The sequence below is a fragment of the Corynebacterium minutissimum genome, assembly GCF_016889765.1.
In the GTDB taxonomy this organism is placed as follows: Bacteria; Actinomycetota; Actinomycetes; order Mycobacteriales; family Mycobacteriaceae; genus Corynebacterium; species Corynebacterium minutissimum_B.
Genome location: NZ_CP069533.1, coordinates 126,491 through 152,250, shown reverse-complemented (window position 1 = coordinate 152,250; position 25,760 = coordinate 126,491). Strand labels below are relative to the sequence as shown.

At 59.2% G+C, this 25,760-nt stretch carries 23 protein-coding genes and 1 tRNA gene; 11 read left to right on the top strand and 13 right to left on the bottom strand.

All coding sequences use genetic code 11. The features are described 5' to 3' along the window. Window positions 1-21: 21 nt before the first annotated feature. Both efp and nusB read left to right on the top strand, forming a co-directional pair. Window positions 22-585: an elongation factor P gene (gene efp, locus I6J26_RS00695; protein WP_039675637.1), complete on the top strand. Its 564-nt coding sequence runs from the start codon at window positions 22-24 to the stop codon at window positions 583-585. A 1-nt stretch (window position 586) separates the two neighbouring features. Next, the gene (nusB, locus tag I6J26_RS00690) at window positions 587-1,114 is read left to right on the top strand and encodes a transcription antitermination factor NusB (RefSeq protein ID WP_115022326.1); all 528 of its coding nucleotides are present in this window, start codon (window positions 587-589) and stop codon (window positions 1,112-1,114) included. Window positions 1,115-1,172: 58 nt separating this feature from the next. Here the strand turns inward: nusB and I6J26_RS00685 are convergent, their stop codons facing one another. The 6 genes from I6J26_RS00685 to I6J26_RS00660 form a co-directional block, all read right to left on the bottom strand. Then, a complete protein-coding gene (locus I6J26_RS00685) occupies window positions 1,173-1,937 on the bottom strand; it encodes an amino acid ABC transporter ATP-binding protein (RefSeq protein WP_115022325.1) in 765 nt (254 codons plus the stop codon). Then, the gene (locus tag I6J26_RS00680; protein WP_115022324.1) at window positions 1,937-2,875 is read right to left on the bottom strand and encodes an amino acid ABC transporter permease; all 939 of its coding nucleotides are present in this window, start codon (window positions 2,873-2,875) and stop codon (window positions 1,937-1,939) included. The genes I6J26_RS00685 and I6J26_RS00680 overlap by 1 nt, the downstream gene beginning before the upstream one ends. Beyond that, window positions 2,868-3,749 carry an ABC transporter substrate-binding protein gene (locus tag I6J26_RS00675; protein WP_115022323.1) on the bottom strand — a complete coding sequence of 294 codons (882 nt, stop codon included), beginning with the start codon at window positions 3,747-3,749 and terminating at the stop codon, window positions 2,868-2,870. Before I6J26_RS00675 ends, I6J26_RS00680 begins: the two co-directional genes overlap by 8 nt. A 3-nt stretch (window positions 3,750-3,752) precedes the next feature. Next, window positions 3,753-4,568, bottom strand: coding sequence for a DUF368 domain-containing protein (locus tag I6J26_RS00670; RefSeq protein WP_115022322.1), 816 nt, complete (start codon window positions 4,566-4,568; stop codon window positions 3,753-3,755). Window positions 4,569-4,709: 141 nt separating this feature from the next. After that, window positions 4,710-4,997 carry a hypothetical protein gene (locus tag I6J26_RS00665; protein ID WP_115022321.1) on the bottom strand — a complete coding sequence of 96 codons (288 nt, stop codon included), beginning with the start codon at window positions 4,995-4,997 and terminating at the stop codon, window positions 4,710-4,712. Between the two features lie 75 nt (window positions 4,998-5,072). Beyond that, window positions 5,073-5,149, bottom strand: a tRNA-Leu gene (locus I6J26_RS00660). A gap of 145 nt (window positions 5,150-5,294) precedes the next feature. On the opposite strand from I6J26_RS00660, the gene polA reads away from it, so the two are divergent. Beyond that, on the top strand, window positions 5,295-7,958 hold the full coding sequence (gene polA / locus I6J26_RS00655; protein WP_115022320.1) for a DNA polymerase I: 2,664 nt from the start codon (window positions 5,295-5,297) through the stop codon (window positions 7,956-7,958). Between the two features lie 3 nt (window positions 7,959-7,961). Here polA and I6J26_RS00650 read toward each other — a convergent pair whose 3' ends face one another. Both I6J26_RS00650 and I6J26_RS00645 read right to left on the bottom strand, forming a co-directional pair. Then, a complete protein-coding gene (locus I6J26_RS00650; RefSeq protein ID WP_115022319.1) occupies window positions 7,962-8,432 on the bottom strand; it encodes an RDD family protein in 471 nt (156 codons plus the stop codon). Window positions 8,433-8,478: 46 nt separating this feature from the next. Beyond that, the gene (locus I6J26_RS00645) at window positions 8,479-9,219 is read right to left on the bottom strand and encodes a class I SAM-dependent DNA methyltransferase (RefSeq protein ID WP_115022318.1); all 741 of its coding nucleotides are present in this window, start codon (window positions 9,217-9,219) and stop codon (window positions 8,479-8,481) included. A 229-nt stretch (window positions 9,220-9,448) separates the two neighbouring features. Here I6J26_RS00645 and rpsA point away from each other — a divergent pair, with 229 nt between their 5' ends. Next, window positions 9,449-10,912 (top strand): 30S ribosomal protein S1, encoded by a 1,464-nt coding sequence (rpsA, locus tag I6J26_RS00640; RefSeq protein ID WP_039675620.1) that lies wholly within the window; start codon window positions 9,449-9,451, stop codon window positions 10,910-10,912. Between the two features lie 118 nt (window positions 10,913-11,030). Beyond that, the gene (gene coaE / locus I6J26_RS00635) at window positions 11,031-11,630 is read left to right on the top strand and encodes a dephospho-CoA kinase (protein WP_115022317.1); all 600 of its coding nucleotides are present in this window, start codon (window positions 11,031-11,033) and stop codon (window positions 11,628-11,630) included. Here the strand turns inward: coaE and I6J26_RS00630 are convergent, their stop codons facing one another. Continuing rightward, window positions 11,631-13,001, bottom strand: coding sequence for a DUF4185 domain-containing protein (locus I6J26_RS00630; RefSeq protein ID WP_115022316.1), 1,371 nt, complete (start codon window positions 12,999-13,001; stop codon window positions 11,631-11,633). Between the two features lie 104 nt (window positions 13,002-13,105). Here I6J26_RS00630 and I6J26_RS00625 point away from each other — a divergent pair, with 104 nt between their 5' ends. The 4 genes from I6J26_RS00625 to I6J26_RS00610 all read left to right on the top strand — a co-directional run bounded on the left by I6J26_RS00625 (window position 13,106) and on the right by I6J26_RS00610 (window position 16,668). Then, on the top strand, window positions 13,106-13,468 hold the full coding sequence (locus tag I6J26_RS00625; RefSeq protein WP_115022315.1) for a DUF4259 domain-containing protein: 363 nt from the start codon (window positions 13,106-13,108) through the stop codon (window positions 13,466-13,468). Between the two features lie 21 nt (window positions 13,469-13,489). Next, window positions 13,490-15,589, top strand: a complete 2,100-nt coding sequence (uvrB, locus tag I6J26_RS00620; protein ID WP_115022314.1) for an excinuclease ABC subunit UvrB — start codon at window positions 13,490-13,492, stop codon at window positions 15,587-15,589. Window positions 15,590-15,664: 75 nt separating this feature from the next. Further along, window positions 15,665-16,114, top strand: a complete 450-nt coding sequence (locus tag I6J26_RS00615) for a universal stress protein (RefSeq protein ID WP_039675610.1) — start codon at window positions 15,665-15,667, stop codon at window positions 16,112-16,114. A 113-nt stretch (window positions 16,115-16,227) separates the two neighbouring features. After that, a complete protein-coding gene (locus tag I6J26_RS00610; protein WP_039675608.1) occupies window positions 16,228-16,668 on the top strand; it encodes a universal stress protein in 441 nt (146 codons plus the stop codon). Window positions 16,669-16,739: 71 nt separating this feature from the next. Here I6J26_RS00610 and I6J26_RS00605 read toward each other — a convergent pair whose 3' ends face one another. The 4 genes from I6J26_RS00605 to I6J26_RS00590 form a co-directional block, all read right to left on the bottom strand. Next, on the bottom strand, window positions 16,740-17,750 hold the full coding sequence (locus I6J26_RS00605) for an App1 family protein (protein WP_115022313.1): 1,011 nt from the start codon (window positions 17,748-17,750) through the stop codon (window positions 16,740-16,742). 10 nt (window positions 17,751-17,760) lie between these two features. Beyond that, window positions 17,761-19,947, bottom strand: coding sequence for a HelD family protein (locus I6J26_RS00600; protein ID WP_239121859.1), 2,187 nt, complete (start codon window positions 19,945-19,947; stop codon window positions 17,761-17,763). Window positions 19,948-20,142: 195 nt separating this feature from the next. After that, window positions 20,143-21,066, bottom strand: coding sequence for a DoxX family protein (locus I6J26_RS00595; protein ID WP_115022311.1), 924 nt, complete (start codon window positions 21,064-21,066; stop codon window positions 20,143-20,145). A 72-nt stretch (window positions 21,067-21,138) separates the two neighbouring features. Then, a complete protein-coding gene (locus I6J26_RS00590; RefSeq protein WP_115022310.1) occupies window positions 21,139-21,741 on the bottom strand; it encodes an MBL fold metallo-hydrolase in 603 nt (200 codons plus the stop codon). A gap of 76 nt (window positions 21,742-21,817) precedes the next feature. Here I6J26_RS00590 and uvrA point away from each other — a divergent pair, with 76 nt between their 5' ends. Next, window positions 21,818-24,655, top strand: coding sequence for an excinuclease ABC subunit UvrA (gene uvrA, locus I6J26_RS00585; RefSeq protein ID WP_115022309.1), 2,838 nt, complete (start codon window positions 21,818-21,820; stop codon window positions 24,653-24,655). Continuing rightward, window positions 24,652-25,728, top strand: coding sequence for an S-adenosylmethionine synthetase (locus I6J26_RS00580; RefSeq protein WP_181815374.1), 1,077 nt, complete (start codon window positions 24,652-24,654; stop codon window positions 25,726-25,728). The genes uvrA and I6J26_RS00580 overlap by 4 nt, the downstream gene beginning before the upstream one ends. Window positions 25,729-25,760 lie beyond the last annotated feature (32 nt).

Here is a 25,760-nt window from a genome sequence, read left to right as displayed (position 1 = left end):
TGTGTTCAGGAGAGTCATTTCATGGCAGATACCACTGACTTCAAGAACGGCCTCGTTCTGAAGATCGACAACAAGCTGCAGCAGATCGTTGAGTTCCAGCACGTAAAGCCGGGCAAGGGCCCTGCCTTCGTGCGCACCAAGCTCAAGGATGTCGTCTCCGGCAAGGTGACGGATAAGACCTTCAACGCTGGTGTCAAGGTGGAGACCGCTAACGTAGACCGCCGCGACATGACCTACCTGTACAACGATGGCCAGAACTACGTGGTCATGGATGACAAGACATACGAGCAGTTTGAGCTGCCGTTTGACAAGTTCGGTGACGCCGGCAAGTTCCTGCTGGAGAACATGCGCGTGCAGGTCTCCTTCCACGATGGCGAGGCTCTCTTTGGCGAGCTGCCGATTTCCGTTGACCTCAAGGTCGAGCACACTGAGCCGGGTCTGCAGGGAGACCGCTCCAACGGTGGCACCAAGCCGGCCACCCTGGAAACCGGTGCTGAGATCCAGGTTCCGCTCTTCATCGAGATCGGCAACATCCTGAAGATCGATACCCGTACTGGCGAGTACCTCTCCCGCGTCAACAACTAAGATGACCCAGCCTGAGCCAAACTATAAGCGCCACACCGCGCGCTACCGTGCGCGCCGTCGTGCCGCCGACATCCTCTTCGAAGCTGAGTCACGTGACGTTGACCCTGTCGCCATCGTCGAAGACCGCGTGGTTCTTGCCCGTGACCCAGAGAACGGTGTTGCTCCTATCGCTGACTACACCCGCGTCATTGTGACGGGTGCTGCTGAGGAGCTCGACGCCATCGACGAGGCGATCGCCCGCTACCTCTCTGATGAGTGGTCACTGGAGCGTATCCCAGCAGTTGACCGTGCGATTATGCGCGTGGCTGTGTGGGAGATTCTCTTCAACGAGGACGTCCCGAACGCCACGGCACTCGTCGAAGGCGTAGAGCTTGCTTCGGAGTACTCCAACAATCAGGCCGCGCCTTATATCCACGCGGTGTTGGATGATGTTATCCAAGCACAGTCTGCTGATAACCCAATGGCTTCTTCATCCGAAGAAGCCGAGGATGAGGGCACAGAAGAGACGTCGAATTCTTCCGATTCTTAAAAGCAAAAGTCCGGCCAGATCAAAACGATCTAGCCGGACTTCAGTCGTTTTATGCCGCTTAGAGCAGCGAGGACAAGAAGTCCTTGGTGCGCTGGTGCTGCGGGTTGTCTAGGACCTGCTCCGGAGTGCCAGACTCGACGACGGTACCGCCGTCCATGAAGAAAATCTTGTCCGCAACTTCGCGAGCGAAACCCATCTCGTGGGTCACGACGAGCATGGTCATGCCATCGGCGGCAAGCTCCTTCATGACGCGCAGGACCTCGCCCACGAGCTCGGGGTCGAGGGCGGAGGTGGGTTCGTCGAAAAGCATCAGCTTGGGTTCCATGGCCACAGCTCGGGCAATGGCGACGCGCTGCTGCTGGCCACCGGACAGCTGCACCGGGTAGGCGTCAGCCTTGTGGGCTAGCCCGACCTTGTCGAGCAGCTCCATGGCACGTTCCTTAGCCTGTTGGGGATTCTGCTTCTTGACCTGGATAGGTGCTTCAATGATGTTCTCGAGAACCGTGCGGTGGCTAAACAGGTTGAACTGCTGGAACACCATGCCGATGTCTTGGCGCTGAGTGGCGGCCTCCTTTTCGGAGATCTCATAGAGCACGCCATCGCGTTCACGGTAGCCAATGATCTCTCCGTCAATGTAGAGACGCCCCGCCGTGACTTTTTCCAAGTGGTTGCAGCAGCGCAAAAACGTGGACTTACCCGAACCAGACGGGCCCAGCAGGCATGCCACCTCACCAGGCATGACGGTGATGTCGATGCCCTTGAGCACCTCCAGCTGGCCGAAGGACTTGTACACGTTCTGTGCGGAAATCATGGGAGTCGTCATTACTTCTTAACCTCCGGGATGACGGACACGTTGCGGGGAATGGTGCCTTCAGCGTCAGCCAACGCAGCAAGCTGGCGGCCAGTAAGTTCGCGCGTGGCTCCGCGCTCAAAGCGGCGCTCGAGGAAGTACTGGCCCACCATGAGTAGGGAAGTGATGACGAGGTACCACGTGGCAGCGACCATGAGGAGCGGAATGGGCTCGAAGAGAGCCGCCGAGATATCCGTGGCACGGCCAAAGATTTCTGCCGTGTAGGGGATGGCCACAACCAAAGAAGAGGTCTTGAGCAAGGAGATGAACTCGTTGCCGGTCGGCGGGATGATGATGCGCATGGCCTGTGGCAGAACCGTGCGGCGCATGGTCATCCACCAGCCCATTCCCAGCGCCTTGCAGGCCTCCTTCTGGCCTTCCGGAACCGAGGAGATACCGGAGCGCACAATCTCGGCCATGTAGGCAGCCTCATTGAGGCCCAAGCCCAGTACCGCGAGCAGGAAAGCGTTGGTGAGCACGGCGGTAAGAGAAATCTCCGTAAAGCCCAAGTTGATGGACTGGTAGAGGGCAGACAGCAAGCCCCAAAACACCAGCTGGACATAAATAGGAGTGCCGCGGAAGAGCCACAGGAAGACCCAGGACACGCCCCTGAGCACCGGGTTAGGGGACATGCGCATAACGGCGAGGGCGGCGCCACCCACCACACCGATGATCATGGCCAAGATAGTAATGGCGATGGTGTGCAGGGCCGCAGTGGCGATGCGGGTATCGAAGAGATACTGCGCATATGTGCCCCACCCAAAGGCCTCATTGCGGGCCGAGGCAATAATGAACCAGACGGCCAAGAGGATAAGAACAGCCGCGAAAACCCAGCGCCATGGGTGGCGGAGCGGACGGGCCTCGATTTTAGGCGGGGGTGTAGACGTTGCCGGAGAGGAAGAGTTAGTCATTGATCGGCCTTTCATTAATCATGGCGTGCTCGACGAGGCCCTCGTCGACACCCCATTGTTGAAGAATCTCTGCGTACGCGCCGGTGTCGATGAGGTGCTGGAACGCCGCGGCCACAGCTGGGCCCAAGTCGGAGTCCTTGGGCACTGCGAAGCCGTAAGGGGCGGCATCAAACATTTCGCCGACCATCTCCATGCGGCCGTCCGAGCGGTTCACCGACCAAGCAGAAACGGGGGAGTCGGCAGAAAGCGCATCGGCGCGGCCCATGAGGACGGCGAGGGCGGCATTGTCGCTCGTGTCATACGGCAAAATAGTGAGGTCACCGTTGCATGCTTCCTGCTTAGGGCGGAGGTCATCAGTCTCCGACACGGTGGTGCGCTGAACCGCAACTGTGAGGCCACAGGGATTGGAGGGGTCGACGTCGCGGGGTCCATCGGTAAGGGCGGCCCACTGGATACCGGCATAGAGGATATCGACGAAGTCAAAGTTTTCTCGGCGCTCGGGAGTATCTGTAAAACCAGAACCGCCGAGGTCAACTTGGCCTGACTGGACAGCCGGGAGAATCATGGAAAAGTCTTGCTCTACTGGCTGAAACTCTAAGCCCAATACCTGGGCTACGGCATGTGCCAGGTCCATTTCTAACCCGATAATGGAGCCGTCCGAGTCCTTGAACTCAAAAGGTGCGAAAGGTGGGTTAGTGCCCACCGTGAGGACACCGTCGGCGTCCTCATACATGGCAGCGATTTCAGGGACCTCGTCGACGTTGGGCGCGGTCCACCCCTCCGGAAGCGCGGGTTCCTCGTTGGTGACGCAGCCGGAGAGCATGGCTGTCACCGCTAGCCCGGCAGCGCTCACGACGGCCGTGGTCTTCTTCATGGCTTAACTCTCTTGATAGGTTGCGGCCTTGCGCCTGTCCGCAACGATGAAAATGGACACGATGACAGCGCCAACGACGAGCATGAGCAGAATCATCGGCGTGGATGCGTCTTGCTCAGCGCCCCAGGGCCACAGTGCGCGCAAGGAACCCAGCATGAAACCTGCCATGGCTGCGAGGGTGGGATTGCGGTGATTATCCAGAAGGTAGTTGAGAATCTTGACAAAGGCCGCAAGGCCGCACACGGCACCCAGCGCAAAGACACCGACGGTGCCCATGTCACGGTCAGATACTGCGCCGATGATCGGCTCGTAGAGACCCATCGTTAAGAGGATGAGGGAGCCAGATACACCGGGCAGAACGAGAGCGCAGACGGCGACCATCGCGACGAAGAAGACCACGACGAGGCTGGGATCCTCCACGGGGCTGGAGGTAAAGCCTGTGACAAAAAAGATCGCGACGGTGGCGATGACAAACGCGACGATGGCTCCCGGCGAAAAGCGCGACATCATGCTCAGCGGCACGATGATGGACACAGCGACCATGCCAAGGAACAGTGCGCGGGAGAGGGAAACTTGGCCCTCCACGAAGTTGTGGAGCAGCGTGGAGAAACCGAAGACAGCAATAAACATGCCAGCGGCAACGGATAGAAGAAAGCCCCATTCGACCTTTGTGAAGCGGCCGGAAATGAGATCATTGGCGTTGCGCAGAGCGCGTTCATAAATTCCGACGATGAGCGCGACGGTTCCACCGGAAATTCCGGGGACCAACTCGGCCATGCCAATGAGGGCGCCGCGGATGGCGTTAAGAATAAAGTGCATAAACCGAAAGTATCGTTGACTACCCCTGCGGTGGGAATGCCGTGCCGAGGGGAAGGAGATGAGCAGATGACTCCCTATTCTTTCACCGAACGGCAGTCGTATGCAAATTATTCACTCGAAGGAAGGATATGCGCTGGAGCGTTAGAAGGGCAGGCGCTTGGCCAACTCGCCGTACAGGGAACCAATGACGGCGAAGGCGGCGAGACCGATGAGCCCGTCGAGGAGGACAACGTAGAAACGGTTGAGGTCCGGGTCGTTGGAGGACGCCGCAGACTCACGAAGCTTCTGGTAGTAGGAAGAGTCCTCAGCTTTGGAAGAGATAGTGGAGGAGTTGGTAGTCTTCACGCTCGACTCAGCGGCGGTGGCTACGGCCGTGCCAGAAAAGGTGAGGGCAGCTGCGGTGCTGAGAGCGATGATGGTGCGACGCATAGGGAGGGAAACCTTTCGGAAGGGAAGATAGGGGAAACGCTAACACCCCACAACATACTCTGTCGTGGGGTGTAATGGTGCCCCTGGTGAGACTCGAACTCACACTGGACGGGTTTTGAATCCGTTGCCTCTGCCAATTGGGCTACAGGGGCGCACTGGGAAAGATATTAGCGCAGCCGACTAACGCAGACCTAATTGCCTGCCCGCGCGCGGTTTGAGGGCGGTTTGAAGGCGGTAGGAGAAGACCTTGGGGCGCGGAATGAGGGCGAGCGGTGGCGCGTCACACAACACGTTAGGATGGGCTGGGTGACTACTTCTCAGCCCCGACTTTTGCTTATCGACGGCCACTCTATGGCCTTCCGCGCATTTTATGCACTTCCCGCGGAGAATTTCTCCACCTCGGGAGGTCAGCACACCAACGCGGTGTATGGCTTCTTGTCCATGCTGGCCAATATTCTCAACGAGGAGAAGCCTGATTTCGTGGCCGTGGCTTTTGATGTTGGCCGCAAGACATTCCGTACCGAGATGTTCCCAGACTACAAGGCTCAACGAGAAGCAGCCCCGGAGGAGTTTCGCGGCCAAGTAGAGCTCATACGTGAAGTTTTGGGCACGCTGGGTATCACGACATTGTCCCGTGACAACTTTGAGGCCGACGACATTGTGGCCACCTTGTCCACGCAAGCCGGATCTGATTACGAGACCCTGCTGGTGACGGGTGACCGCGATTACTTGCAGTTAGTCGATGAGTCCACGACGGTTCTGTACCCGATGCGCGGCGTGTCTACCCTGCATCGCTTTACCCCGGCAGCAGTCGAGGAAAAGTATGGTCTGACTCCGCAGCAATACCCGGATTTTGCGGCCCTGCGTGGAGATCCCTCTGACAACCTGCCTAGTGTGCCGAAGGTGGGGGAGAAGACCGCTACGAAGTGGATTACGCAGTATGGGTCCCTCGACGAACTCATCGATCATGCTGATGAGATTAAGGGCGTGGCCGGTCAGAATTTCCGTGACCGCATCGAGCAAGTCAAGCTGAACCGACAGCTCACACAGATGGTGACCGACATGGAGCTTGAGGTGGGGCCGGCAGACCTGGCTTTCCAAGGGGCAGTTGCTAGTGAGGTAGCCGCGCGTTTTGACGAGTTGGAATTTGGCACTAACCTGCGCGAACGTGTACTGAGTGCCATTCCGCACGACGCGGATGCTGAGGCCGCAGCGGCGGAAGAGTCGCCTGAGGTCGCAGTGTCCATTACTGACCAAACAGTGGCGGAGTGGCTCAAGGACGGCGATAGTGTGCGCAAGAACGTTGCGGTTTTTGTGCAAGGAAATGGAACTCCGGGTGCGGGTGATGCCTCAGCGCTGGCGCTTGTCGACGAATCCTTTGAAGGCCTCCAGCTCGAACTTGCTGATCTCAGCGCGGAGGATGATGCTGCCCTTGCTGAGTGGCTGTCCTCGGACGCGCCGAAGTACTTCCATGAAGCCAAAGCCGCTTTCCACATGTTGGCCGGCCGTGGCATCGAGCTGCGAGGCATCGCACATGACACTGCCCTCGCTGCCTACCTCTTGCGGCCGGGCCAGCGCACGTACGAGCTGAGTGACGTCTACCAGCGTCACCTGAAGAAGTCTTTGGGGCAGGCAAGCGAGCAGCTCTCTATCCTCGACGACAACCCGTTGGTAGACCAAGCTGGGGCAATTATGGAGCTCGCCGCAGAGCTTACGACCCAACTGCAAGAGATCGATTCCTTCGAGCTGTATACCGATCTTGAGCTACCGCTGGTAACTATTTTGGCTCGTATGGAGGCCGCCGGCATCGCCGTGGACAAGGACATCCTGGAAACCCAGCGTGATGCCTTCATCGAGCAGGTCAATGAACAGGAACGCGCTGCACGCGAGTTGGCAGGGGATGACTCTCTCAACCTGAATTCGCCGAAGCAGCTGCAGGCGGTGCTTTTCGAGACCTTCGATATGCCGAAGACGAAGAAGACCAAGACCGGCTATTCCACCGCTGCCAAGGAAATTGAGCAGCTGGCGGCTAGCCACCCGCATCCTTTCCTCGACCATCTTTTGGCGCACCGCGAGTACCAGAAGATGAAGACCACGCTGGAAGGACTTATCAAGACGATCCACCCGGATGGCCGCATCCACACCACCTTTAACCAGACGGTGACCTCCACTGGACGTTTGTCATCGACGGAACCTAACCTGCAGAACATTCCGGTGCGTACGGAAGCCGGACGCCAGATTCGTTCCGCGTTTGTGGTGGGCGAGGGCTTTGACACGCTGATTACTGCCGACTATTCCCAAATTGAGATGCGCGTCATGGCGCACCTCTCAGCCGACCCGGGACTCATCGAGGCCTACCGAGAAGGCGAGGACCTGCACAACTATGTGGGGTCAAGGGTCTTTGATGTGCCCGTCGATGAGGTTACTCCGGAGCTGCGCCGTCGCGTCAAGGCCATGTCCTATGGCCTGGTGTACGGCTTGTCGGCCTATGGCCTATCGCAGCAGCTGGGAATTCCGGCCGGCGAGGCAAAGCAGATTATGGAGAGCTACTTCGAGCGCTTTGGAGGCGTGAAGCGCTACCTCGATGAGGTGGTGATCCAAGCTCGCAAGGACGGCTATACCTCAACAGTCTTCGGTCGCCGTCGCTACCTACCAGAACTCAACTCCGACAACCGTGTAGCTCGCGAGAATGCTGAGCGCGCTGCGCTCAATGCCCCGATTCAGGGCACGGCGGCTGACATTATCAAGGTGGCCATGATTCGCGTGGACAAGGCACTTGAGGGCATGGAGTCGCGCGTATTGCTCCAGGTCCACGATGAACTTGTGGTTGAGGTCGCAGCCGGTGAGGTGGAAAAGGTGCATACCATCTTGGAACGCGAGATGGATAAGGCTATCGAGTTAACGGTGCCGCTGGAGGTTTCCGTGGGCCAGGGCAAGAACTGGGATGCGGCCGCACACTAGGAATTAGGTCAATCCCACCGCACGTTCATCCTCAGTGGGCGTGCGGCGCTCCACAAGGCAGCCCGCCAACAGGTCGAAGGGCGTTTGGCCGATCAGCACCACGCTAAGGCCCAAGATTGCAAGAATGATGCCTTCGACCATGGGAAGCCCGGTGAGCGCTAGCAGCGTGAGCAACAGCCAGCTGTTGCGGATAGCGGCGCTGGCAATGCCGGGGCGTTGCGCAATAACCTCCAGTTTGAGCGACCACTTACCCAGCGAAGTCTGCTTCGTAGTTTCGACCCACACACGGTAGGTATAGAAAACCACAGCGAGGGCCGTGATGTCGTAGATTTCGCCGGCGCGCCCAGTCAGTATGCCATCGGTGGCTAGGTTGGTTAGCCACTTGATGACGAGGATGATAGCGGCGGCGAGGAAAGCATCGATCCACCACGCCACCACGCGGCGCAGCACAATGCCGAGGCGTTCTAGAACCATGTCTGCCAGCTTACGTCCCCGCACCTCCTGTCTTTGCTGTGGGGAGTTACGGGAGGGTATCGACGGCCTGGCAGACGAAAATCGCGGTTCCGGGGAAGAGTGCGCCTCGCTCAGGCGACCACTGCCCCCACGTGATGTCGAGGCCTTCTGGCCACTCTGGTTCTATCAGGTTAAGAATCTTAAAACCCCCGCGGACCTGGAGAGCGCGCAGCCAATCACCCAATGTGCGGTGAAACTCGGCGTAGGTGAGCTCACCGTCAGAGTTCTGCTCAAGGTACGCGCGGTCGAAGTAGGACAGCTCTGCTGTCAGACTGGTCGGGTCGTCGGGGAAGACCCAGCGCATCGGGTGCGGCACGGAGAAGACGAATCGGCCGTCGGCACGCAGGACGCGGTGTACCTCAGCGAGCGCCGCATCCAAATCTGCAATGAAGGGCAGTGCCCCGAAAGCAGAAAAGACCACGTCAAAGGCCTCATCGCGGTAGGGAAGTGCCAGGGCATCCGCCTGGACTAGTGGCAGCCCGGGTTCGGCATGGGAGAGCATCCCGGCGGAGAGGTCGAATCCCGTCGCGAACTCCGCGCGTCCCTGCAGCCACTGCGTGCAGGGCGCGGAGCCGCAACCGAGTTCGAGGACGGTGGCCGAGGAGACATCGCCAAGCAACTGCGCCTCCGACTCATGAAGCATCTCCGGGCACCAATAAAAGGATGAAAGATACTCCGGGTGGGTAGCGTGATACGAGTCAGCATCGGAGTCCCAAAAAGCGCGGTTGGCCGCCGAGACAGAAAACATAGGTCCTTTCGCGTGGCACATTTGCCCTTGTAGCTGCATGGATGTAGTGTTGGACGAGCGTGTCTATGACTCGGGACGAACTGGGCTACTGTAGGAGAGTTCAGCCGGACCGCGAGTCGGGATTGAAATCCATCTTAAGCCTTGCGTATTTACGCTGCTTAATGACGCTTTTCAAGAGACGCGTAACTGTCCAATCACGATCTCCTACGTCACTTCGGAGCATAACTACATGCCAACTTCTAACACCCCTCAGGTTGCGATCAACGACATCGGAACCGCAGAGGACTTCCTCGCAGCTGTCGACGCCACCATCAAGTACTTCAACGATGGTGACATCGTCGAGGGCACCGTGGTTAAGGTTGACCACGACGAGGTCCTGCTCGACATCGGTTACAAGACCGAGGGCGTTATCCCGTCCCGCGAGCTTTCCATCAAGCACGACGTCAACCCGGATGAGGTTGTCGAGGTCGGCGACGAGATCGACGCACTTGTTCTCACCAAGGAGGACAAGGAAGGCCGTCTGATCCTGTCCAAGAAGCGCGCACAGTACGAGCGTGCTTGGGGCGCCGTCGAAGAGCTGCACGCCAAGGAAGAGCCGGTTACCGGTACCGTCATCGAGGTTGTCAAGGGTGGTCTCATCCTCGACATCGGCCTCCGTGGCTTCCTCCCGGCTTCCCTCGTTGAGATGCGCCGCGTTCGCGACCTGGAGCCGTACATCGGCCAGGAGCTCGAGGCCAAGATCATCGAGCTGGACAAGCAGCGCAACAACGTCGTCCTGTCCCGCCGTGCCTACCTCGAGCAGACCCAGTCCGAGGTCCGCTCCGAGTTCCTGCACCAGCTGCAGAAGGGCCAGGTCCGCAAGGGCGTCGTCTCCTCCATCGTCAACTTCGGCGCCTTCGTCGATCTCGGCGGTGTCGACGGTCTGGTTCACGTTTCCGAGCTGTCTTGGAAGCACATCGACCACCCGTCTGAGGTTGTCACCGTGGGCGACGAGGTCACCGTCGAGGTTCTCGACGTCGACCTGGACCGCGAGCGCGTGTCCCTGTCCCTGAAGGCAACCCAGGAGGATCCGTGGCGCGTCTTCGCCCGCACCCACGCTGTGGGCCAGATCGTCCCGGGCAAGGTCACCAAGCTCGTTCCGTTCGGCGCTTTCGTTCGCGTCGAGGAGGGCATCGAGGGCCTCGTCCACATCTCCGAGCTGGCTCAGCGCCACGTGGAGGTCCCGGACCAGGTTGTCACCGTTGGCCAGGAAGTCATGGTCAAGGTTATCGACATCGACCTCGAGCGTCGTCGTATCTCCCTGTCCGTTAAGCAGGCAGATGAGGACTACACCGACGAGTTCGATCCGTCCAAGTACGGCATGGCTGACTCCTACGACGAGCAGGGCAACTACGTCTTCCCCGAGGGCTTCGACCCGGAGACCAACGAGTGGAAGGAAGGCTTCGACGAGCAGCGCCAGGCATGGGAGGCTCGTTACGCCGAGTCCGAGCGTCGCTTCAACCTGCACACCGCTCAGATCGAGCGCAACCGTGCAGCAGCTGCTGAGGCCGCTGAGTCCGCTGCGAACAACTCCAACTACTCCTCCGAGTCCCAGGATGCAGCTCCGGCATCCGAGACCGAGGCAGAGGTTGGCGGTTCCCTCGCATCCGATGAGCAGCTTGCTGCTCTGCGCGACAAGCTCGCAGGCAACTAAACCCGACTCGTTGACGCCCCACGTGTCGTGCGCGTGAGCGTCTGAGTTCATAAGGCCGTCTCTCCCCATTGCGGGAGGGGCGGCCTTGAGTCGTTGGTGTAGCGTATCGTGGGCCGGTATGAAACTCATTGGACTCACCGGCGGTATCGGTAGCGGCAAATCCACAGTGGCACAGTTGTTGGTGGAGCAGGGCTGGGCGCTTGTCGACGCCGACCGGATCGCCCGCGACATCGTCGAACCTGGTCAGCCCGCACTAGCGGAGCTGGCAGAGGCTTTTGGGGAGGATATCCTGCGCGCAGACGGCTCGCTCGATAGAGGCCTGCTTGCCTCGCGTGCCTTTGCGAGCCGGGAGAAGACGGACCTTCTCAACTCCATTACGCATCCACGAATTCAGGAGGAAGCTCAGGCCCAATTCGCCGCTGCTCGCCGTGCTGGCGAGGAGTTTGTGGTCTATGACATGCCTCTGTTGGTGGATAATGGCCTGCATAAGGACATGGACGCGACCATCGTCGTGGACGTCGATGTGGAAGAACGCGTGCGCCGCCTCGTGGAGTTTCGGGGGCTTGAGGAAGACGACGCGCGCCGCCGCATTGCGGCGCAGATTCCTGATGATGTTCGTCGCGCAGCAGCCGACGTCCTCATTGACAACAACGGCCCCCGCGAGGCGCTGGATGCGCAGGTTGCGGCGGCCGTTGAGGAGCTGAAGCGTCGCTTTTAGCTAGCGCGTCGCCACGACGTCAGAGACAGCGATGTGATCGTTGTTTTCCATGTCCTCGCCCACGAAGTCAAGATCCGTGCGCATGAGCATGGTGTTGTAATCGCGCCATGAGGTCAGCGTGTAGTAGAGGTGCTGGTCATCTTGGTGTGGCAGCACGTAGGGAGCGTACGTGTCATTGAGGGGCTCACCGCTAATGACCTTGGCCGTGGAGGCGTCGACAAGCTTTCGGCGTGAGGACCACGGGCCCTCGGGGGAATCTGCTGTGCGCATGACAATTCCCTCGCCCTCGACGCCGTACATCGTGACGAACTTGCCTAGGTAATCGTTGTAGGCAACGGAAAGCTCGGAGACCTTGCCATCCAGCACGACGCTCGCCTGGGAAGGATCCTCGACCCAGGACCCGTCAGCGTAGTAGGCGAAGGCATCTTCGTTGGGGAACTCGGACTTGAGCGCGCGGGAAAGGTAGGCCGGACCGCGGCGACCTTGACCTGTAGTGAAGCGGTAGACGTAGTCGCCGTGTTCGACGTATGCCGACTGCTGGAGTTTCTCAAAGCCGTCCTGGTAGTTTGCCCCGCCCGGAATGGGCGCATTCGCACCGTGGCTGGCGTTGGTGCGGGTAGCCTCCGGAACCGCGTGCCAGGTAACACCGCCGTCGGTAGACTTCACCGTTGCGGCATAGTTGGTGGACCAGCCGGTCTCCGGGTCATGCCAGGAGCGTACCGACATGTAATCGATATAGTGCACGCCGTCGACCGCAATGCCCGCCGTAGGGATGGTCGTGCGCTCACCGTTCGTGTCGGCATCGCCGACCTTCTGCGAAGGAATGAATTCTTTCGCGCGGCCGGAGCCTGACCAGCCGCGGTTGGTCAGTGCTTCATCGAGGCGCAGACCGTCACCGTAATCCTGGTCGGTGGTCCGCAGGATGACATTGGAGCGCCAGCCATCACCTTCGCCGACGCAATCCATGGTGTCACCAAAGACGTAGTAGGAACGCCCACCACCATCCGCGTAGGCAATGCCGAGGTCTGTACCGGAAACATCGAAGTCAAGGTCTGTACGGTTGGGCGAGCCGGCGCCAGTAATGAGCTGCATGATCTGGGTAGGGCCGCCGGTGATTTGGCGCTGGTTATAGTTGCTGCGCTGGCCAGTAGTGGAGCGCTCCGACTGCGATGGCTTGGACGAGCCATTGAACAGCGCACTTAGTCCGCCCAATGAGGATCCACCTGAAGGGCCGACAGGCTTCGAGGTAAAGCTTCCGGACTTGGAGTATGGCGTGCAGGGAGCAGCGAGGGCCTGTGGGGCATGGGCAACGAGGGCAACGGGGAGGAGAGCGGTCACGGTTACCGCGCTAGCAAGGGAACGAAACTTCATGCCTGCCGATTCTAAAGCAGAGCAGCAACATTTAAAGGACTTGGTAGACAAAATTTACCTTTCGCTCCCGACTCGTTCATCTTCACTGCTTAATCTCATCCTCCATGGGAACTTGGGATGTTGGACCATTCGATAATCATGCCGCGTGCGCAGTGCTCGCGGAGATTCGTGATGGCTCCTTCGATCTCGAAAACTTCAAACGCACCTGTGTCGATACACCGCTTGACGTCGATGATGCGGAGGTCATCATTGCTCTTGGGGCCCTGGCCACGACGCCGCCTGATCAGCTTCCCGCCGGCTTGAGTGTTGACGATGTGCACATGCTGCGCACCCCGCAAACTAAAGCCTGGTTGCGCAAGCGAATGAATAGAGCGATGGAACCTGATTCATCCCCGGTCTATGCCCTGTGGGAGACCACGGGTGAGCTGGAGGACTGGCTGCGCTCGACCCGTGCCGCCTTGCCCTAAAGACGCGTTAGACTGGTCGGCATGGCTTTCGCTGCTGAACATCCCATCCTGCCCGTTTCTGAACACCGCCCCGTCGGTGAAGTCGAGCGCCGTTCCGGCGAGTTCAAGGTCGAATCAGAGTATCAACCCGCTGGTGACCAGCCAGCGGCGATTGCAGAATTGGATGAGCGCCTCACGCGCGGCGAGCGCGATGTTGTTCTCATGGGTGCCACGGGTACGGGTAAATCCGCGACCGCCGCGTGGCTGATTGAGAAGCAGCAGCGCCCCACCTTGGTCATGGCGCCGAACAAAACACTGGCGGCGCAGCTGGCAAACGAGCTACGCCAGCTGCTACCTCATAATGCGGTCGAATATTTCGTGTCCTACTACGACTACTACCAACCTGAGGCCTATATCGCGCAGACCGATACGTACATTGAAAAAGATTCCTCTATCAATGAGGACGTGGAGCGCCTGCGTCACTCGGCCACCTCGGCGTTGCTCTCGCGCCGCGATGTCGTGGTGGTGTCGTCTGTCTCGTGCATCTATGGTCTCGGTACCCCGCAGTCCTACCTTGACCGATCTGTGGTGCTTGAAGAAGGCGAGGAGATCGACCGTGATCGCTTCCTCCGCTTGCTCGTTGATATTCAATATGAGCGCAATGACGTGGGCTTTACCCGCGGTACGTTCCGCGTCAAAGGTGACACTGTGGATATCATTCCCGCCTATGAGGAGCGCGCGGTGCGCATCGAGTTTTTCGGCGATGACGTGGATGAGCTCTACTACATTCACCCGCTGACCGGAGATGTCATCGAGCGGGTCGACGAGATTCGCATCTTTCCAGCGACCCACTATGTCGCCGGTCCAGAACGCATGGCTCGCGCCATCGAGGACATCAAGGAAGAGCTGGCGGAGCGTCTTGCAGACTTGGAAAACCGCGGCAAGCTGCTCGAGGCGCAGCGTCTGCGCATGCGCACTGAGTACGATCTGGAAATGATCGAGCAGGTCGGTTTCTGCTCCGGAATTGAGAACTACTCTCGCCACGTCGATGGCCGTCCAGCGGGCTCGGCACCAGCGACGCTGTTGGATTACTTCCCCGAGGACTTCCTCACCATCATCGACGAGTCCCACGTCACCGTTCCGCAAATTGGCGGAATGTTTGAGGGCGATATGGCCCGCAAGCGCAACCTCGTGGAGTTCGGCTTCCGCCTGCCCTCGGCGGTGGATAACCGCCCGTTGACCTTCGACGAGTTCGAGGATCGCGTGGGGCAAACCGTGTACATGTCTGCGACCCCGGGTGATTTTGAGATGACGGCTTCCGGCGGCGAGTTCGTGGAGCAGGTCATTCGCCCGACCGGCCTGGTGGATCCGAAGGTGACGGTGAAGCCCACGAAGGGACAGATCGACGACCTGATTGATGAGGTCCGTGCCCGCACCGCCAAGCAGGAGCGCGTTCTTGTCACGACCTTGACCAAACGCATGGCGGAGGATCTCACCGACTATCTGCTGGAGCACGGCATCAAGGTTCGCTACCTGCACTCTGATATCGATACCCTGCAGCGCGTGGAACTCTTGCGGCAGCTGCGCTTGGGCGAGTTCGACGTGCTCGTCGGCATCAACCTGTTGCGTGAGGGGCTTGACCTTCCGGAGGTGTCCCTCGTGGCCATCCTCGATGCTGATAAGGAAGGTTTCCTGCGCTCGACAACATCGCTCATTCAGACCATTGGCCGTGCCGCTCGAAACGTCTCCGGTGAGGTCATCATGTATGCGGATAAGATTACGGATTCAATGCAGGAGGCTATCGAGGAAACCGAGCGCCGCCGCGAGAAGCAGATTGCCTATAACACCGAGCACGGCATTGATCCTCAGCCACTGCGCAAGAAGATCGCGGATATTCTCGACCAAGTCTATGAGGACGGTGACGGCGCCGAGGATGGTGCGGATGGGGATCCGACGGCAATCGTCGAGAAGCGCGATGTGTCCTCCATGGCAGCCGATGAAGTGCAGGCGCTTATCGACGATCTCACGTCCCAAATGCGGGACGCCGCGCGCGAGCTCAAGTTTGAGTTGGCGGGGCGCCTGCGCGACGAGATTGCGGATTTGAAGAAGGAACAGCGCGGTCTCAGGGAAGCGGGAATTTAGGTGAAAATGAGCGCCCTTGTTGTGGGTTGGCGTGTCATACTAGAAACAGATTAAACGCTACTTATAAGGAGAATTATGCTGAGCTATAACGTTATCGCCGTCGGCACCGATGGCTCGAAGACGTCCTTGCGTGCGGTGCAGTCCGCCGCATCGATGGCGCGCGCCTACGACGCCACCTTGATCATCGTTTCTGCGTTCTACAACCACTCCGGTTCCATGTTGGGCGCCCCGAACTCGGAGGATGCTCGCCTACCAGTGGTGAGCGAGGAGATGTCCGAAAGCTACCTCAACAACGCTGCTGAAATTGCTCACAATGAGGGAGCGAAGCATATCGAAATCATCGCAAAGTCGGGCGACCCTGTGAATGCCCTCATCGAGGTGGGCCGCGATTACAACGTTGACCTGTTCGTCGTGGGTAATAAGGGCATCCATTCCGTGCGTGGCCGAGTCTTCGGCTCAGTGGCTACGGAGCTGACCCGCAAGGCGCATGCTGACGTCGTTGTGGTCAACACCACCGAGGACTAGGGGTTCCGATCGACGTGGTGGCGCCCGCGTTGTTAGACTAGCGGGTGCGCGAAAACTTTATTTGATTGTCAACCGAGCCCCGTGTGCGTGAGGGCTCGCGAAGAAAGGTCATCATGAGCGATTACAACAAGATCGTGGTCGGTACCGACGGTTCCAAGTCCTCCCTGCTTGCAGTGGAGCGCGCCGCCAAGATCGCCGCAGCCTTCGATGCCACCCTCATTATCGGCTGTGCCTACTACGAGAACCAGGAGCAGGCGTCCAAGACTCTGCGCCAGGATTCCGTAACCATCCTTGGTGATGAGAAGGCTCAGGCCAACCTCACCGCTGGCAAGGAGCACGCAGAGCAGTTCGGTGCGACGAAGGTCGAGACCGCTGTTCGCCCGGGCACCCCGGTGCAGGCCCTGATGTCCATCGTCAACGACAACAAGGCTGACCTGCTCATCGTGGGTAACCGTGGTATCAACTCCCTGACCGGCCGTCTGCTGGGCTCCGTCCCGGCGGATGTGGCTCGCCAGTCTGACTGCGACGTGATGATCGTCCACACCGTCAACTAAGACGCAACATCCAGCGCGCGGTTCCCTTGACTAGGGAGGCCGCGCGCTGTGTCGTTTTCTGGGCGCAAAGCCTACAGATGGAGTTTGCTCAGAGCACGAGCGAGAACATGACCATCAGCGCCCTGAATGAGCGGGATGTCAAAGGATCCCGTCTCATTTGCCTTGACCAGCGGAGCGAGTGAACCGTGGGAGAGTAGCTGCTCTTGCGGAGAAAGATTGCGAATCGCTACCGCTGCCACCCGGTCCGGGTGCTCGGCCGTTGCATCGGCGTAGGTCAAGGGATCGTGCTGGCCGTCATCGCCAACGAGCAGCCACCGTAGTTTCGGGAAGGCAATGAACAAGTTACGCAGCTGCACACGTTTGTGTTCCTGACCGTTGCGGAAGAGTCCGGTAGGGGTAGGGCCCCAGTCCGTGAGCAAGAGCGGGCCGCGTGGGAAGCCGTTTTCCTCCATGAAGGTCACCAAGGTGTCGTACGTGTTCCACGCACCGGTGGAGAGGTAGATGAACGGCACTCCAGGGTGCTTCTCCGCGATGTCCCGATAAAAGCTGGCCATACCTGCTACAGGAGCGCGCTTATCGGTGCGCTTGACCCACGAGTTCCACGCAGCAATCATCGCGCGAGGTAACCACGTCACCATGATGGTGTCATCAATATCGCTTACCACACCAAGCTCTACGTCTTCCCCCACGATGAGCACGTCCGCAGTAACCTCATCCGCGCCCTTTGCGCGGATGGTGACCTCGTGCCAACCGGGTTCAAGACCGTGATTGTGGACGAGGACATCAATATAGCCGTTGTGGTTGGTCGTTCCTGGCACTGTTTTTCCGCCGACGGTGACCTCCACCTCATGGCGTGGTACCTGGATGGTGAAGAACTGGCGGTAGCCGCGCTGCGCCCACGTTCTGGAATTTTCCGATTCGGGATCGTGCATCAGCACTCGGCCTAACACGTGCACGAATTCGGCATTGCCGTACCCGGAGTAACCAGTGACGGACGGACGCCAGCCTTGACGTGCCGAACGTTTCAATGTGAAGGAGTTGGTGGAAGATTCGATCTTGCGGGCGATATCGGAAAGTGCCATGCGCACCAGATTATCGGAAAACCTCCGAGTAGCGGCCAGAGATGGTCAATGACTGCGTTGCGCGCGTTAACGCCACATAGAGGTTGTGTATTCCTTGGGGCGAGGCTGCCACGATGTCATCGGGATGAACTACTTCGACGTGGTCAAACTCGAGGCCTTTGATGTCCTCCACAGTGTCCGCGGTGATCACGGCATGCAAGCGGCCTTGAGCGTCCGTAAACGTTCCTGGTGTGTTCTGTACTGTATCCGCACTCGTTTCCCCGCGGTGCCAGATGACGTCGACGCCATCGCGCACCGCAATACTCGGTGCGGCATCCGGGTTGATCTCTTCCAACAGCTGATTTGCTAGCTCCGTGATGGGGCGTGGGGTGCGGTAGTTGACCGTGAGGCCGTGTTGTCGGAAGCGATCGCCCACAAACGGCTCGAGCGTTTCTGCCCACTCATCGACCCCTGCTGGGGATCCGGTCTGAGAGGTATCGCCCACGAGCGTCATCCACCGCGATGGGCTGCGGCGGAAGATCATGCGCCACTCCATGGGGGTGAGCTCTTGTGCTTCGTCGACAATGACGTGGCCATAGGCCCAGGTGTAGTCCTCCCGGGCTCGCTGCGCAGTCGTACGAGAATCACGCACCTCCTGGCGGCGGGCGAGATGCTCGGCATCGATGACGTCGTGCGCGGAGAGAATCTCTGCCTCGAACATGTCATCATCGTTGTCTGTCGAATCAGAGGAACTCAAAATGTCGAGTGCATCCTCGGCTTCGGCGACCTGTTCACGCCACTGCTTGTCTTCGGCAGCGCGTTCAGCCTCCGGGTCCGGCATTCCGATAAGGACCGCGAGTTCGTCGAGAAGCGCCGCGTCCGACGATGTCCACGCGGTGCCCTCCTCACGGTAGAGAGCCTCACGGGTTTCATCATCATACGCGCTAGCAGCAGAGTCTATACGGGCAGTGCTGCTAAGCAACGTGGCAAGGACCTCCGTGGGGGACAGGTGCGGCCAGTACTCCTCGATAAGTTCCGCGATGAGTGGCTCTTCAGCCAAATCGTCGTGGAGCTGGTCCACGTCCGCGCGAGAGAGCAGGTTCTCCCCACCCAGCGGATCCGCGCCGATGCGCTCCGCCATGTGCTGCGCCAAGGATTCGATGAGATGCTCAGCAAAAGCTCCTTGGGCGTCGTTATGGGGCTTGCGGGAGCGTCGGGCGCGGGTACGAGCCGCCTTGACCATGTCGGCGGTAACGGTGAGCTCAAGGCCATCGATGTCGACAGTACGAGGTTCGTCCGGAAGACACTGGTAATCCTTGACGGCGTTCGACAAAATCTCTGCCATAGCCTCAGAACCCTTGATCTCGCGTGCCAGCAAAGACTCCGCGTGGGTCGCGTCGATTCCAGGGAAGAGGGACGCAATAGTGGAGAGTACGACACCGGTCTCACCAAGTTCTGGCAGCACCCGGGAGATATAGTCGAGGAACGTGGAGTTGGGACCCACGATGAGCACACCAGTAGCGGCGAGCTGTTCGCGGTAGGTGTACAGCAGATACGCCGCGCGATGGAGCGCCACCGCTGTCTTGCCGGTGCCCGGACCGCCTTCGACGACCATGACGCCACGAGTGTTATCGCGGATGATTTCATCCTGTTCACGTTGGATGGTCTCCACGATGGATGGCATGTGCCCGGTGCGAGCGCGTTGCATCACGTGGTGTAGAGCAGATTCGCTAGCTACATCACTGCTTTCACCTGCGGCTTCGCCTTCCAAAACCTCATCGCTAATGCCGGTGACGGTCCGGCCGGTCGTGCGGATATGACGGCGCACGTGCACGCCTTCTGGGTGCGCGGTGGTGGCGAGGTAGAAGGGGCGGGCCATCGGTGCGCGCCAGTCCAGAAGAAGCGTGCGATAGTTCTCTTCGCGGGCATCAAGACCCATGCGGCCGATATAGCGGCGATCCAGGCCTTCCGGTGTGGGGTTATCACCAGGCGCATCGATGTCGATGCGGCCGAACACGAGGCCGAGTTGAGCGACGTTGAGCCGGTCGAGCTTCGCTTGCAGACCGTGATACTCCGTTTCGCGGCGCACTAGAGCATCTGCATCTGGCGTATGCGGGTCCACAGCTGCCTGTACCTCGTTGAGGCGCTCATTCGCTGCCTGCACCTCGTTGTCGAGCCGTGCAAAGAGACTATCGACATAAGACTGCTCGGCGCACATCTCGGTGTGAGTGGCAGAGGAAGATTCAGACACAAGGCTCCTTGGATGCGTACGACGGCTTCTCGTGGAACAGAGGCACAGAGAGGGAGATGAAAAAAGACAACGGCCCAGCATACTCGCTGAGCCGTTGTCCTCTCTACTGCAACGAGAAGTGCAGTGTTTGTGCGGAGACTATCCGCAGTTTAGGCGTGATGTTTAGAAACGGTCACCAAACTTCTTGAAGGCCTTGTCCAACTTCTTGGTGGCGTCCTTCTGCAGCTTGTCAGCACGCTTACGCGCCTTCTTCTGGGCACGCTTGCTGTCGACAGAGTCGACCTGTGCCAGGGCAGCATCAGCGCGATCCTGTGCCTTGCCAGCGGCCTTCACCAAACCCTTGCGAGCGGTTTCGGTGTTTTCACGAGCCGCATTGAGCCAGTCATCCTTGTTGTCATCGAAGAACTCACGAGCGGTCTCAGCGGTCTCTTCGACGAAGGAGCGGGCGTTATCGAGGAAGTCGCGGCCGGTGGACTCCCAGTCATCACGGTTGTCCTCGACATAATCCTTGGCGGTTTCGAACCAGTCATTGGCCTTAGAAGTCACTTCAGAGGAAATGTCGCTGGCACGGTTGGACACGTCCTCGGCGAACTTTTGCTGCTCAGACTTACCCGGCAGTGCGGCCTGAATCTTCTTATTGGCGCGCTCGGAGGCCTTAGCGGTACGCCAGCGCAGGGAAGGCTTGCCCTCGGTGTCCTGGGTGACGATGGCAAGGGCGCCAAGCAGTGCAGTGTTGGTGAGGAAACTAGTGCGCTTGGATTCCTTCTCTTCCTTGGAATCAGCGGACCAAAAAGCATTACCCGTGAGGTTCGGCACGTGGGTCAACGCCAACACAGCAGCCGACATGCGCGGAGCCTTACCCAGAGCCAGGGTGGTACCGGCAGCGGTCTTGGCGCCGCCCAGCGCGCGGGTAACGAGCTCCGGGTCGTTGGGGATGTAGCCTGCGTACTCTCGGGGCAGCACCTTGCGAAGGCGCTTGAGCACGGACTCGGTGTCCGCGACGTGCTCCGAGGTGTTGCGGAGGGTATCCACACCATCCCAGACAAACACAGAGGCCAGCATAGGACGGGCGAGCTTACGAATCATGACGTGCTCCATTCATTAGATATGTAAAGACGTTCGCCACACTATAGTACGCGGATTAAACAACAATCGCTGTTACCACCGGCGCTCCCACCACTCTTCCAAGTGCGGGCGCTCTGCGCCCAGGGTGGTGGAGTCTCCATGCCCGGGATGGACAATTGCCTCGTCCGGGTAGACATCAAAAATCCTTTGGGTGACATCCTTGTACAGACGCACGAAGTCTCCCTCCGACGTCGTCTTTCCTACGCCGCCAGGGAAGAGCGAATCGCCAACGAAAAGGTTCGTTACGCCATCGATCTCAACGGCAATCGCGGCGCCACCGGGGGTATGGCCCCGGAGTATGAGGACGGGGAACTCGTGCCCGGCGAAGGGGAGACTGTCACCGTGCTCCAGTTCGACGTCGACAGGCGCCGGCAAAGCTGGGGAGTCAAGGAAAGATGCGTAGTGAGTCGCCCCAGTTTTGTCCAAGACCTCCTCTAGCGCGCGGACATGGTCCCAATGACGGTGCGTGGTCAGAACAGCGGTGATGGTGACTCCGTGATCTTCAGCGAGGGAGAGGAGTGCAGGGGCGTCCGCTGAGGCGTCGATAAGCAAGGCCTCATTACCTGCACAGAGCAGGTAACACTGGTTGTCCATCTCGGAAACGGAAATTTTATGAAGTTCAACCGCGTTGTTCATGTACCCCACCTTACGGGTAGATTCTGATCCAGAACTCCCATAGCCAACATTCTCTTGTGTAGGAAGGCAACAATCAGTGGCTGATCGTTTGGTCGTACGAGGCGCACGCGAGCACAACCTCAAGGGCGTGGATATCGATATCCCGCGCGACAAGCTCGTGGTGTTTACCGGCTTGTCTGGCTCAGGCAAGTCCTCCCTGGCCTTCGACACCATTTTTGCCGAAGGCCAGCGCCGCTACGTGGAGTCCTTGAGCTCTTATGCGCGCATGTTCTTGGGACAGATGGATAAACCGGATGTCGAGTTTATTGATGGATTGTCCCCGGCGGTCTCCATTGACCAGAAGTCCACGAATCACAATCCGCGCTCTACCGTCGGTACGATTACGGAAATCTATGACTACCTGCGCCTGCTCTTCTCCCGTGCGGGCACCCCACACTGCCCGAAATGTGACGCGGTTATTGAGCGCCAAACCCCGCAGCAAATCGTGGACGAGGTTTTAGGCCACGAGGAAAAGCTGAAGTTCCAGGTTCTGGCACCCGTCGTACGCCGCCGCAAGGGCGAGTTTGTGGACTTGTTTAAGGACTTAGCGGCGCAAGGTTACTCCCGCGTGCGTGTCGACGGTGAGCTGCATCAACTGAGCGATCCGCCCAAGCTCAAGAAGCAAATCAAGCACGATATCGACGTTGTGGTGGACCGACTGCAAGTCAAGGCTTCTCAGAAGCAACGCCTTACGGACTCGGTAGAGACGGCGCTGCGGCTTGCCGAAGGCCTCGTGACACTCGACTTTGTCGACCGCGAAGAGCTGACTCACACGTACTCGGAAAAGGCCGCCTGCCCGAATGGCCACACCCTGACCGTGGAAGAGTACGAGCCGCGCGCCTTTTCCTTTAACGCTCCTTTTGGATCCTGCCCGGACTGTGATGGCCTAGGAACGCGCCTTGAGGTGGACGTTGACCTGCTTATCCCGGACCCGGATGCCCCAGCGGTGGAGGCTATTCAACCGTGGACCTCGAGCCCGAATTCGCGTTATTTTGTCAAGCTGGTGGAAGGGCTGGGTAAGACCCTAGGCTTCGATCCGAAAACTCCAGTTTCGGAGCTCACGAAGGAGCAGCGTCACGCACTGATCTACGGATCCGACGTCGAAGTGACGGTGCGCTACAAGAACCGCTACGGCCGCCAGCGCAACTGGAGCGCACCATTCGAAGGCGCGATTGGCTTCCTAGAGCGCAAATTGGAACAGACGGATTCCGAATCGCAGAAGGACCGCCTGTTGCAATACACACGCCGGGTGCCGTGCCCGACCTGTGGTGGTACCCGTCTGAAGCCCGAGATTCTTGCTGTGCGCTTGGCCTCCACTGCGCATGGTGAGCAGTCCATCGCTGGTTTGAGCGCGCTGTCTATCGAAGACGCCGCTGAGTTCCTCGACTCGCTGGTGCTGGGTCACCGGGAGGAAATCATTGCCGGTGCTGTGCTCAAGGAGATTCAGGCCCGTCTGCGGTTCCTGCTTGACGTGGGCTTGAACTACCTCACGTTGGACCGCGGCGCCTCTACGCTCTCTGGCGGTGAGGCGCAGCGTATCCGCCTGGCTACCCAGATTGGTTCGGGCCTAGCAGGAGTGCTCTACGTGCTGGATGAGCCGTCTATTGGCCTGCATCAGCGCGATAATCAGCGTCTCATTAAGACCCTCAAACGCTTGCGCGATATCGGCAACACCCTCATCGTGGTTGAGCACGACGAGGACACCATTCGGGAGGCGGATTGGCTGGTTGACGTCGGACCCCGTGCCGGTGAGTTTGGCGGGCAAGTGGTGTACCAAGGCGAACCGGCCGGCATTGAGAAGGTGGAGGAGTCTCTCACCGGCCAGTATCTCTCTGGGCAGAAAGTGCTCGCCGTACCGGATTCACGCCGTGCGATTGACCGTGACCGCATGCTCAAGGTGGTCGGCGCGCGCGAGAATAACCTGAAGGGGATTGACGTGGAGATCCCGCTGGGCGTCCTCGTGTGTGTCACGGGTGTGTCTGGTTCGGGTAAGTCCACCGTAGTCAACCAGATTCTGGCCAAGACCCTGGCGAACAAGCTCAACCGTGCCCGTCAGGTACCAGGCCGCGCCAAGCGTGTGGAAGGTACTGAACACCTGGATAAGCTGGTGCAGGTAGATCAGAGCCCCATTGGCCGTACACCGCGCTCCAACCCCGCAACGTATACGGGCGTTTTTGACAAGATCCGTAACCTCTTCGCCGAGACCCAAGAGGCGAAGGTTCGCGGTTACAAGCCGGGACGTTTCTCCTTCAACGTCAAGGGCGGGCGCTGCGAGGCCTGCCAGGGTGACGGCACCATCAAGATTGAGATGAACTTCTTGCCGGACGTGTACGTTCCGTGTGAGGTTTGCCAGGGCGCACGCTACAACCGTGAGACTCTCGAGGTTCTCTACAAGGGCAAGAACATTGCCGAGGTCCTCGACATGCCCATTACGGAGGCGGCCGAGTTCTTCGAACCGATCACCTCTATCCACCGTTACCTCAACACCTTGGTCGAGGTGGGATTGGGCTATGTGCGCCTGGGACAGGCAGCCACGACTTTGTCGGGTGGTGAAGCACAGCGCGTGAAGCTTGCCTCTGAGCTTCAAAAACGCACGAAGGGCCGCACGGTTTACATCCTTGATGAGCCCACTACTGGTTTGCACTTCGAGGACATTCGCAAGCTGATGCTCGTTATCCAAAGCCTCGTCGACAAGGGCAATTCAGTCATCATCATCGAGCACAACCTCGATGTCATCAAGGCTGCTGACTGGATTGTTGACATGGGGCCGGAGGGTGGCTCCGGCGGCGGCACTGTCGTGGCTCAAGGTACCCCCGAAGATGTTGCCAAGGTTGAAGGTTCCTACACCGGCAGCTTCCTCAAGGAGGTTTTGTGACCTTTGAAGGAACGGAACGCGGCCGACGCCTCGGCGCCGCGCTGCTGACCGTATGCCTGGCTACGGGCGCGATGGTTAGCGGTTGCTCCAAGCCAGCGGAGAACTCACAAAGCGCTGAAGTAACCTCAGTGCGGGGAGCGAAGGGAACAGATCAAGCCTCCGATTATGACCTGAAAGCTGCTTTGCGCAACGTGATCAGCGAAGTTGAGAATGAGTACCAGGAGTATGACATCCAGGCTGGTGTCGCGGTGGCCGATAGCACTGATGTGGTGCAGGCAGGATTGCCAGGGGAGGAGCCGACGTGGTCCACGGTCAAGGTACCGATTGCCATCGCGGCGCTGCGCGACGGCGCAAGTCCCGACCTTGTGGACTTGGCCATCAAAGAATCGGACAATGATGCCGCCTACGCGTTGTGGTCCCACGTGCAATGGAATGAGGGCGATGCCAGCAGTGCGCTGAAGGAACTTCTGGATGATTATGGCTCCACTGGTGAGCTGGAGGAGCCATTTGGATATTCGCGTTGGTTGCTCAAGGACCAAGCGGTGTTTGGCTCACAACTGCCGTGCATACCTGAAGCTGAATATGTCTACGATGCCATGGATGAGATCGTGGCCTGGCAGGACAACGGTTTGGACAAGCTACCCAACACGCGTGCCAAAGGTGGCTGGGGACTGTCTGAGGAAGACAACGGCTATACGCACCGCCAGGTAGGTGTGCGCGATACCGGTAACGGCGGCTCGATTGGCCTTGCCATCGAAGTCACCATGCCCGGTGAGAGTGCCGACAAGGCCATTCCCGCCTTAAACGTCTTGGCGGCCGGCGTGGATCGTGCCGTTACCGAGGCCCTTGAAGGGGGAGCACTCACTGCCGTAAAGGACTGCGAGCCGAAGGTTGAGACTTCCGCGAGCGTTACGACGAGCAGCACAGCAACAGTGGGTGGATCCGCGGCGACGACTAGCTCTGCCTCGATACGAAGGACGGCGACCAGCGGGGTACCGACCAGCTCCACGTCCGCACGTAGCACCGCTACGAGCACGCCGACACGCACTTCGACACCGCGATTTGGTTCTTAACTCTGCGGGTGTTACTGTTATGGGCACTACCG

Bases quoted from the DNA above. Each gene is read 5' to 3' on its own strand.
- I6J26_RS00645 (WP_115022318.1), bottom strand. From the start codon at position 9,219: ATGTTTTCTGTCTCGGCGGCCAACCGCGCTTTTTGGGACTCCGATGCT.
- uvrB (WP_115022314.1), top strand. From the start codon at position 13,490: ATGGCTTTCGCTGCTGAACATCCCATCCTGCCCGTTTCTGAACACCGC.
- rpsA (WP_039675620.1), top strand. From the start codon at position 9,449: ATGCCAACTTCTAACACCCCTCAGGTTGCGATCAACGACATCGGAACC.
- coaE (WP_115022317.1), top strand. From the start codon at position 11,031: ATGAAACTCATTGGACTCACCGGCGGTATCGGTAGCGGCAAATCCACA.
- I6J26_RS00605 (WP_115022313.1), bottom strand. From the start codon at position 17,750: ATGGCACTTTCCGATATCGCCCGCAAGATCGAATCTTCCACCAACTCC.
- I6J26_RS00615 (WP_039675610.1), top strand. From the start codon at position 15,665: ATGCTGAGCTATAACGTTATCGCCGTCGGCACCGATGGCTCGAAGACG.
- I6J26_RS00630 (WP_115022316.1), bottom strand. From the start codon at position 13,001: ATGAAGTTTCGTTCCCTTGCTAGCGCGGTAACCGTGACCGCTCTCCTC.
- I6J26_RS00590 (WP_115022310.1), bottom strand. From the start codon at position 21,741: ATGAACAACGCGGTTGAACTTCATAAAATTTCCGTTTCCGAGATGGAC.
- efp (WP_039675637.1), top strand. From the start codon at position 22: ATGGCAGATACCACTGACTTCAAGAACGGCCTCGTTCTGAAGATCGAC.
- I6J26_RS00650 (WP_115022319.1), bottom strand. From the start codon at position 8,432: ATGGTTCTAGAACGCCTCGGCATTGTGCTGCGCCGCGTGGTGGCGTGG.
- I6J26_RS00680 (WP_115022324.1), bottom strand. From the start codon at position 2,875: ATGACTAACTCTTCCTCTCCGGCAACGTCTACACCCCCGCCTAAAATC.
- nusB (WP_115022326.1), top strand. From the start codon at position 587: ATGACCCAGCCTGAGCCAAACTATAAGCGCCACACCGCGCGCTACCGT.
- I6J26_RS00675 (WP_115022323.1), bottom strand. From the start codon at position 3,749: ATGAAGAAGACCACGGCCGTCGTGAGCGCTGCCGGGCTAGCGGTGACA.
- I6J26_RS00625 (WP_115022315.1), top strand. From the start codon at position 13,106: ATGGGAACTTGGGATGTTGGACCATTCGATAATCATGCCGCGTGCGCA.
- I6J26_RS00665 (WP_115022321.1), bottom strand. From the start codon at position 4,997: ATGCGTCGCACCATCATCGCTCTCAGCACCGCAGCTGCCCTCACCTTT.
- I6J26_RS00595 (WP_115022311.1), bottom strand. From the start codon at position 21,066: ATGATTCGTAAGCTCGCCCGTCCTATGCTGGCCTCTGTGTTTGTCTGG.
- polA (WP_115022320.1), top strand. From the start codon at position 5,295: ATGGGCTGGGTGACTACTTCTCAGCCCCGACTTTTGCTTATCGACGGC.
- I6J26_RS00600 (WP_239121859.1), bottom strand. From the start codon at position 19,947: ATGTGCGCCGAGCAGTCTTATGTCGATAGTCTCTTTGCACGGCTCGAC.
- I6J26_RS00610 (WP_039675608.1), top strand. From the start codon at position 16,228: ATGAGCGATTACAACAAGATCGTGGTCGGTACCGACGGTTCCAAGTCC.
- I6J26_RS00685 (WP_115022325.1), bottom strand. From the start codon at position 1,937: ATGACGACTCCCATGATTTCCGCACAGAACGTGTACAAGTCCTTCGGC.
- I6J26_RS00670 (WP_115022322.1), bottom strand. From the start codon at position 4,568: ATGCACTTTATTCTTAACGCCATCCGCGGCGCCCTCATTGGCATGGCC.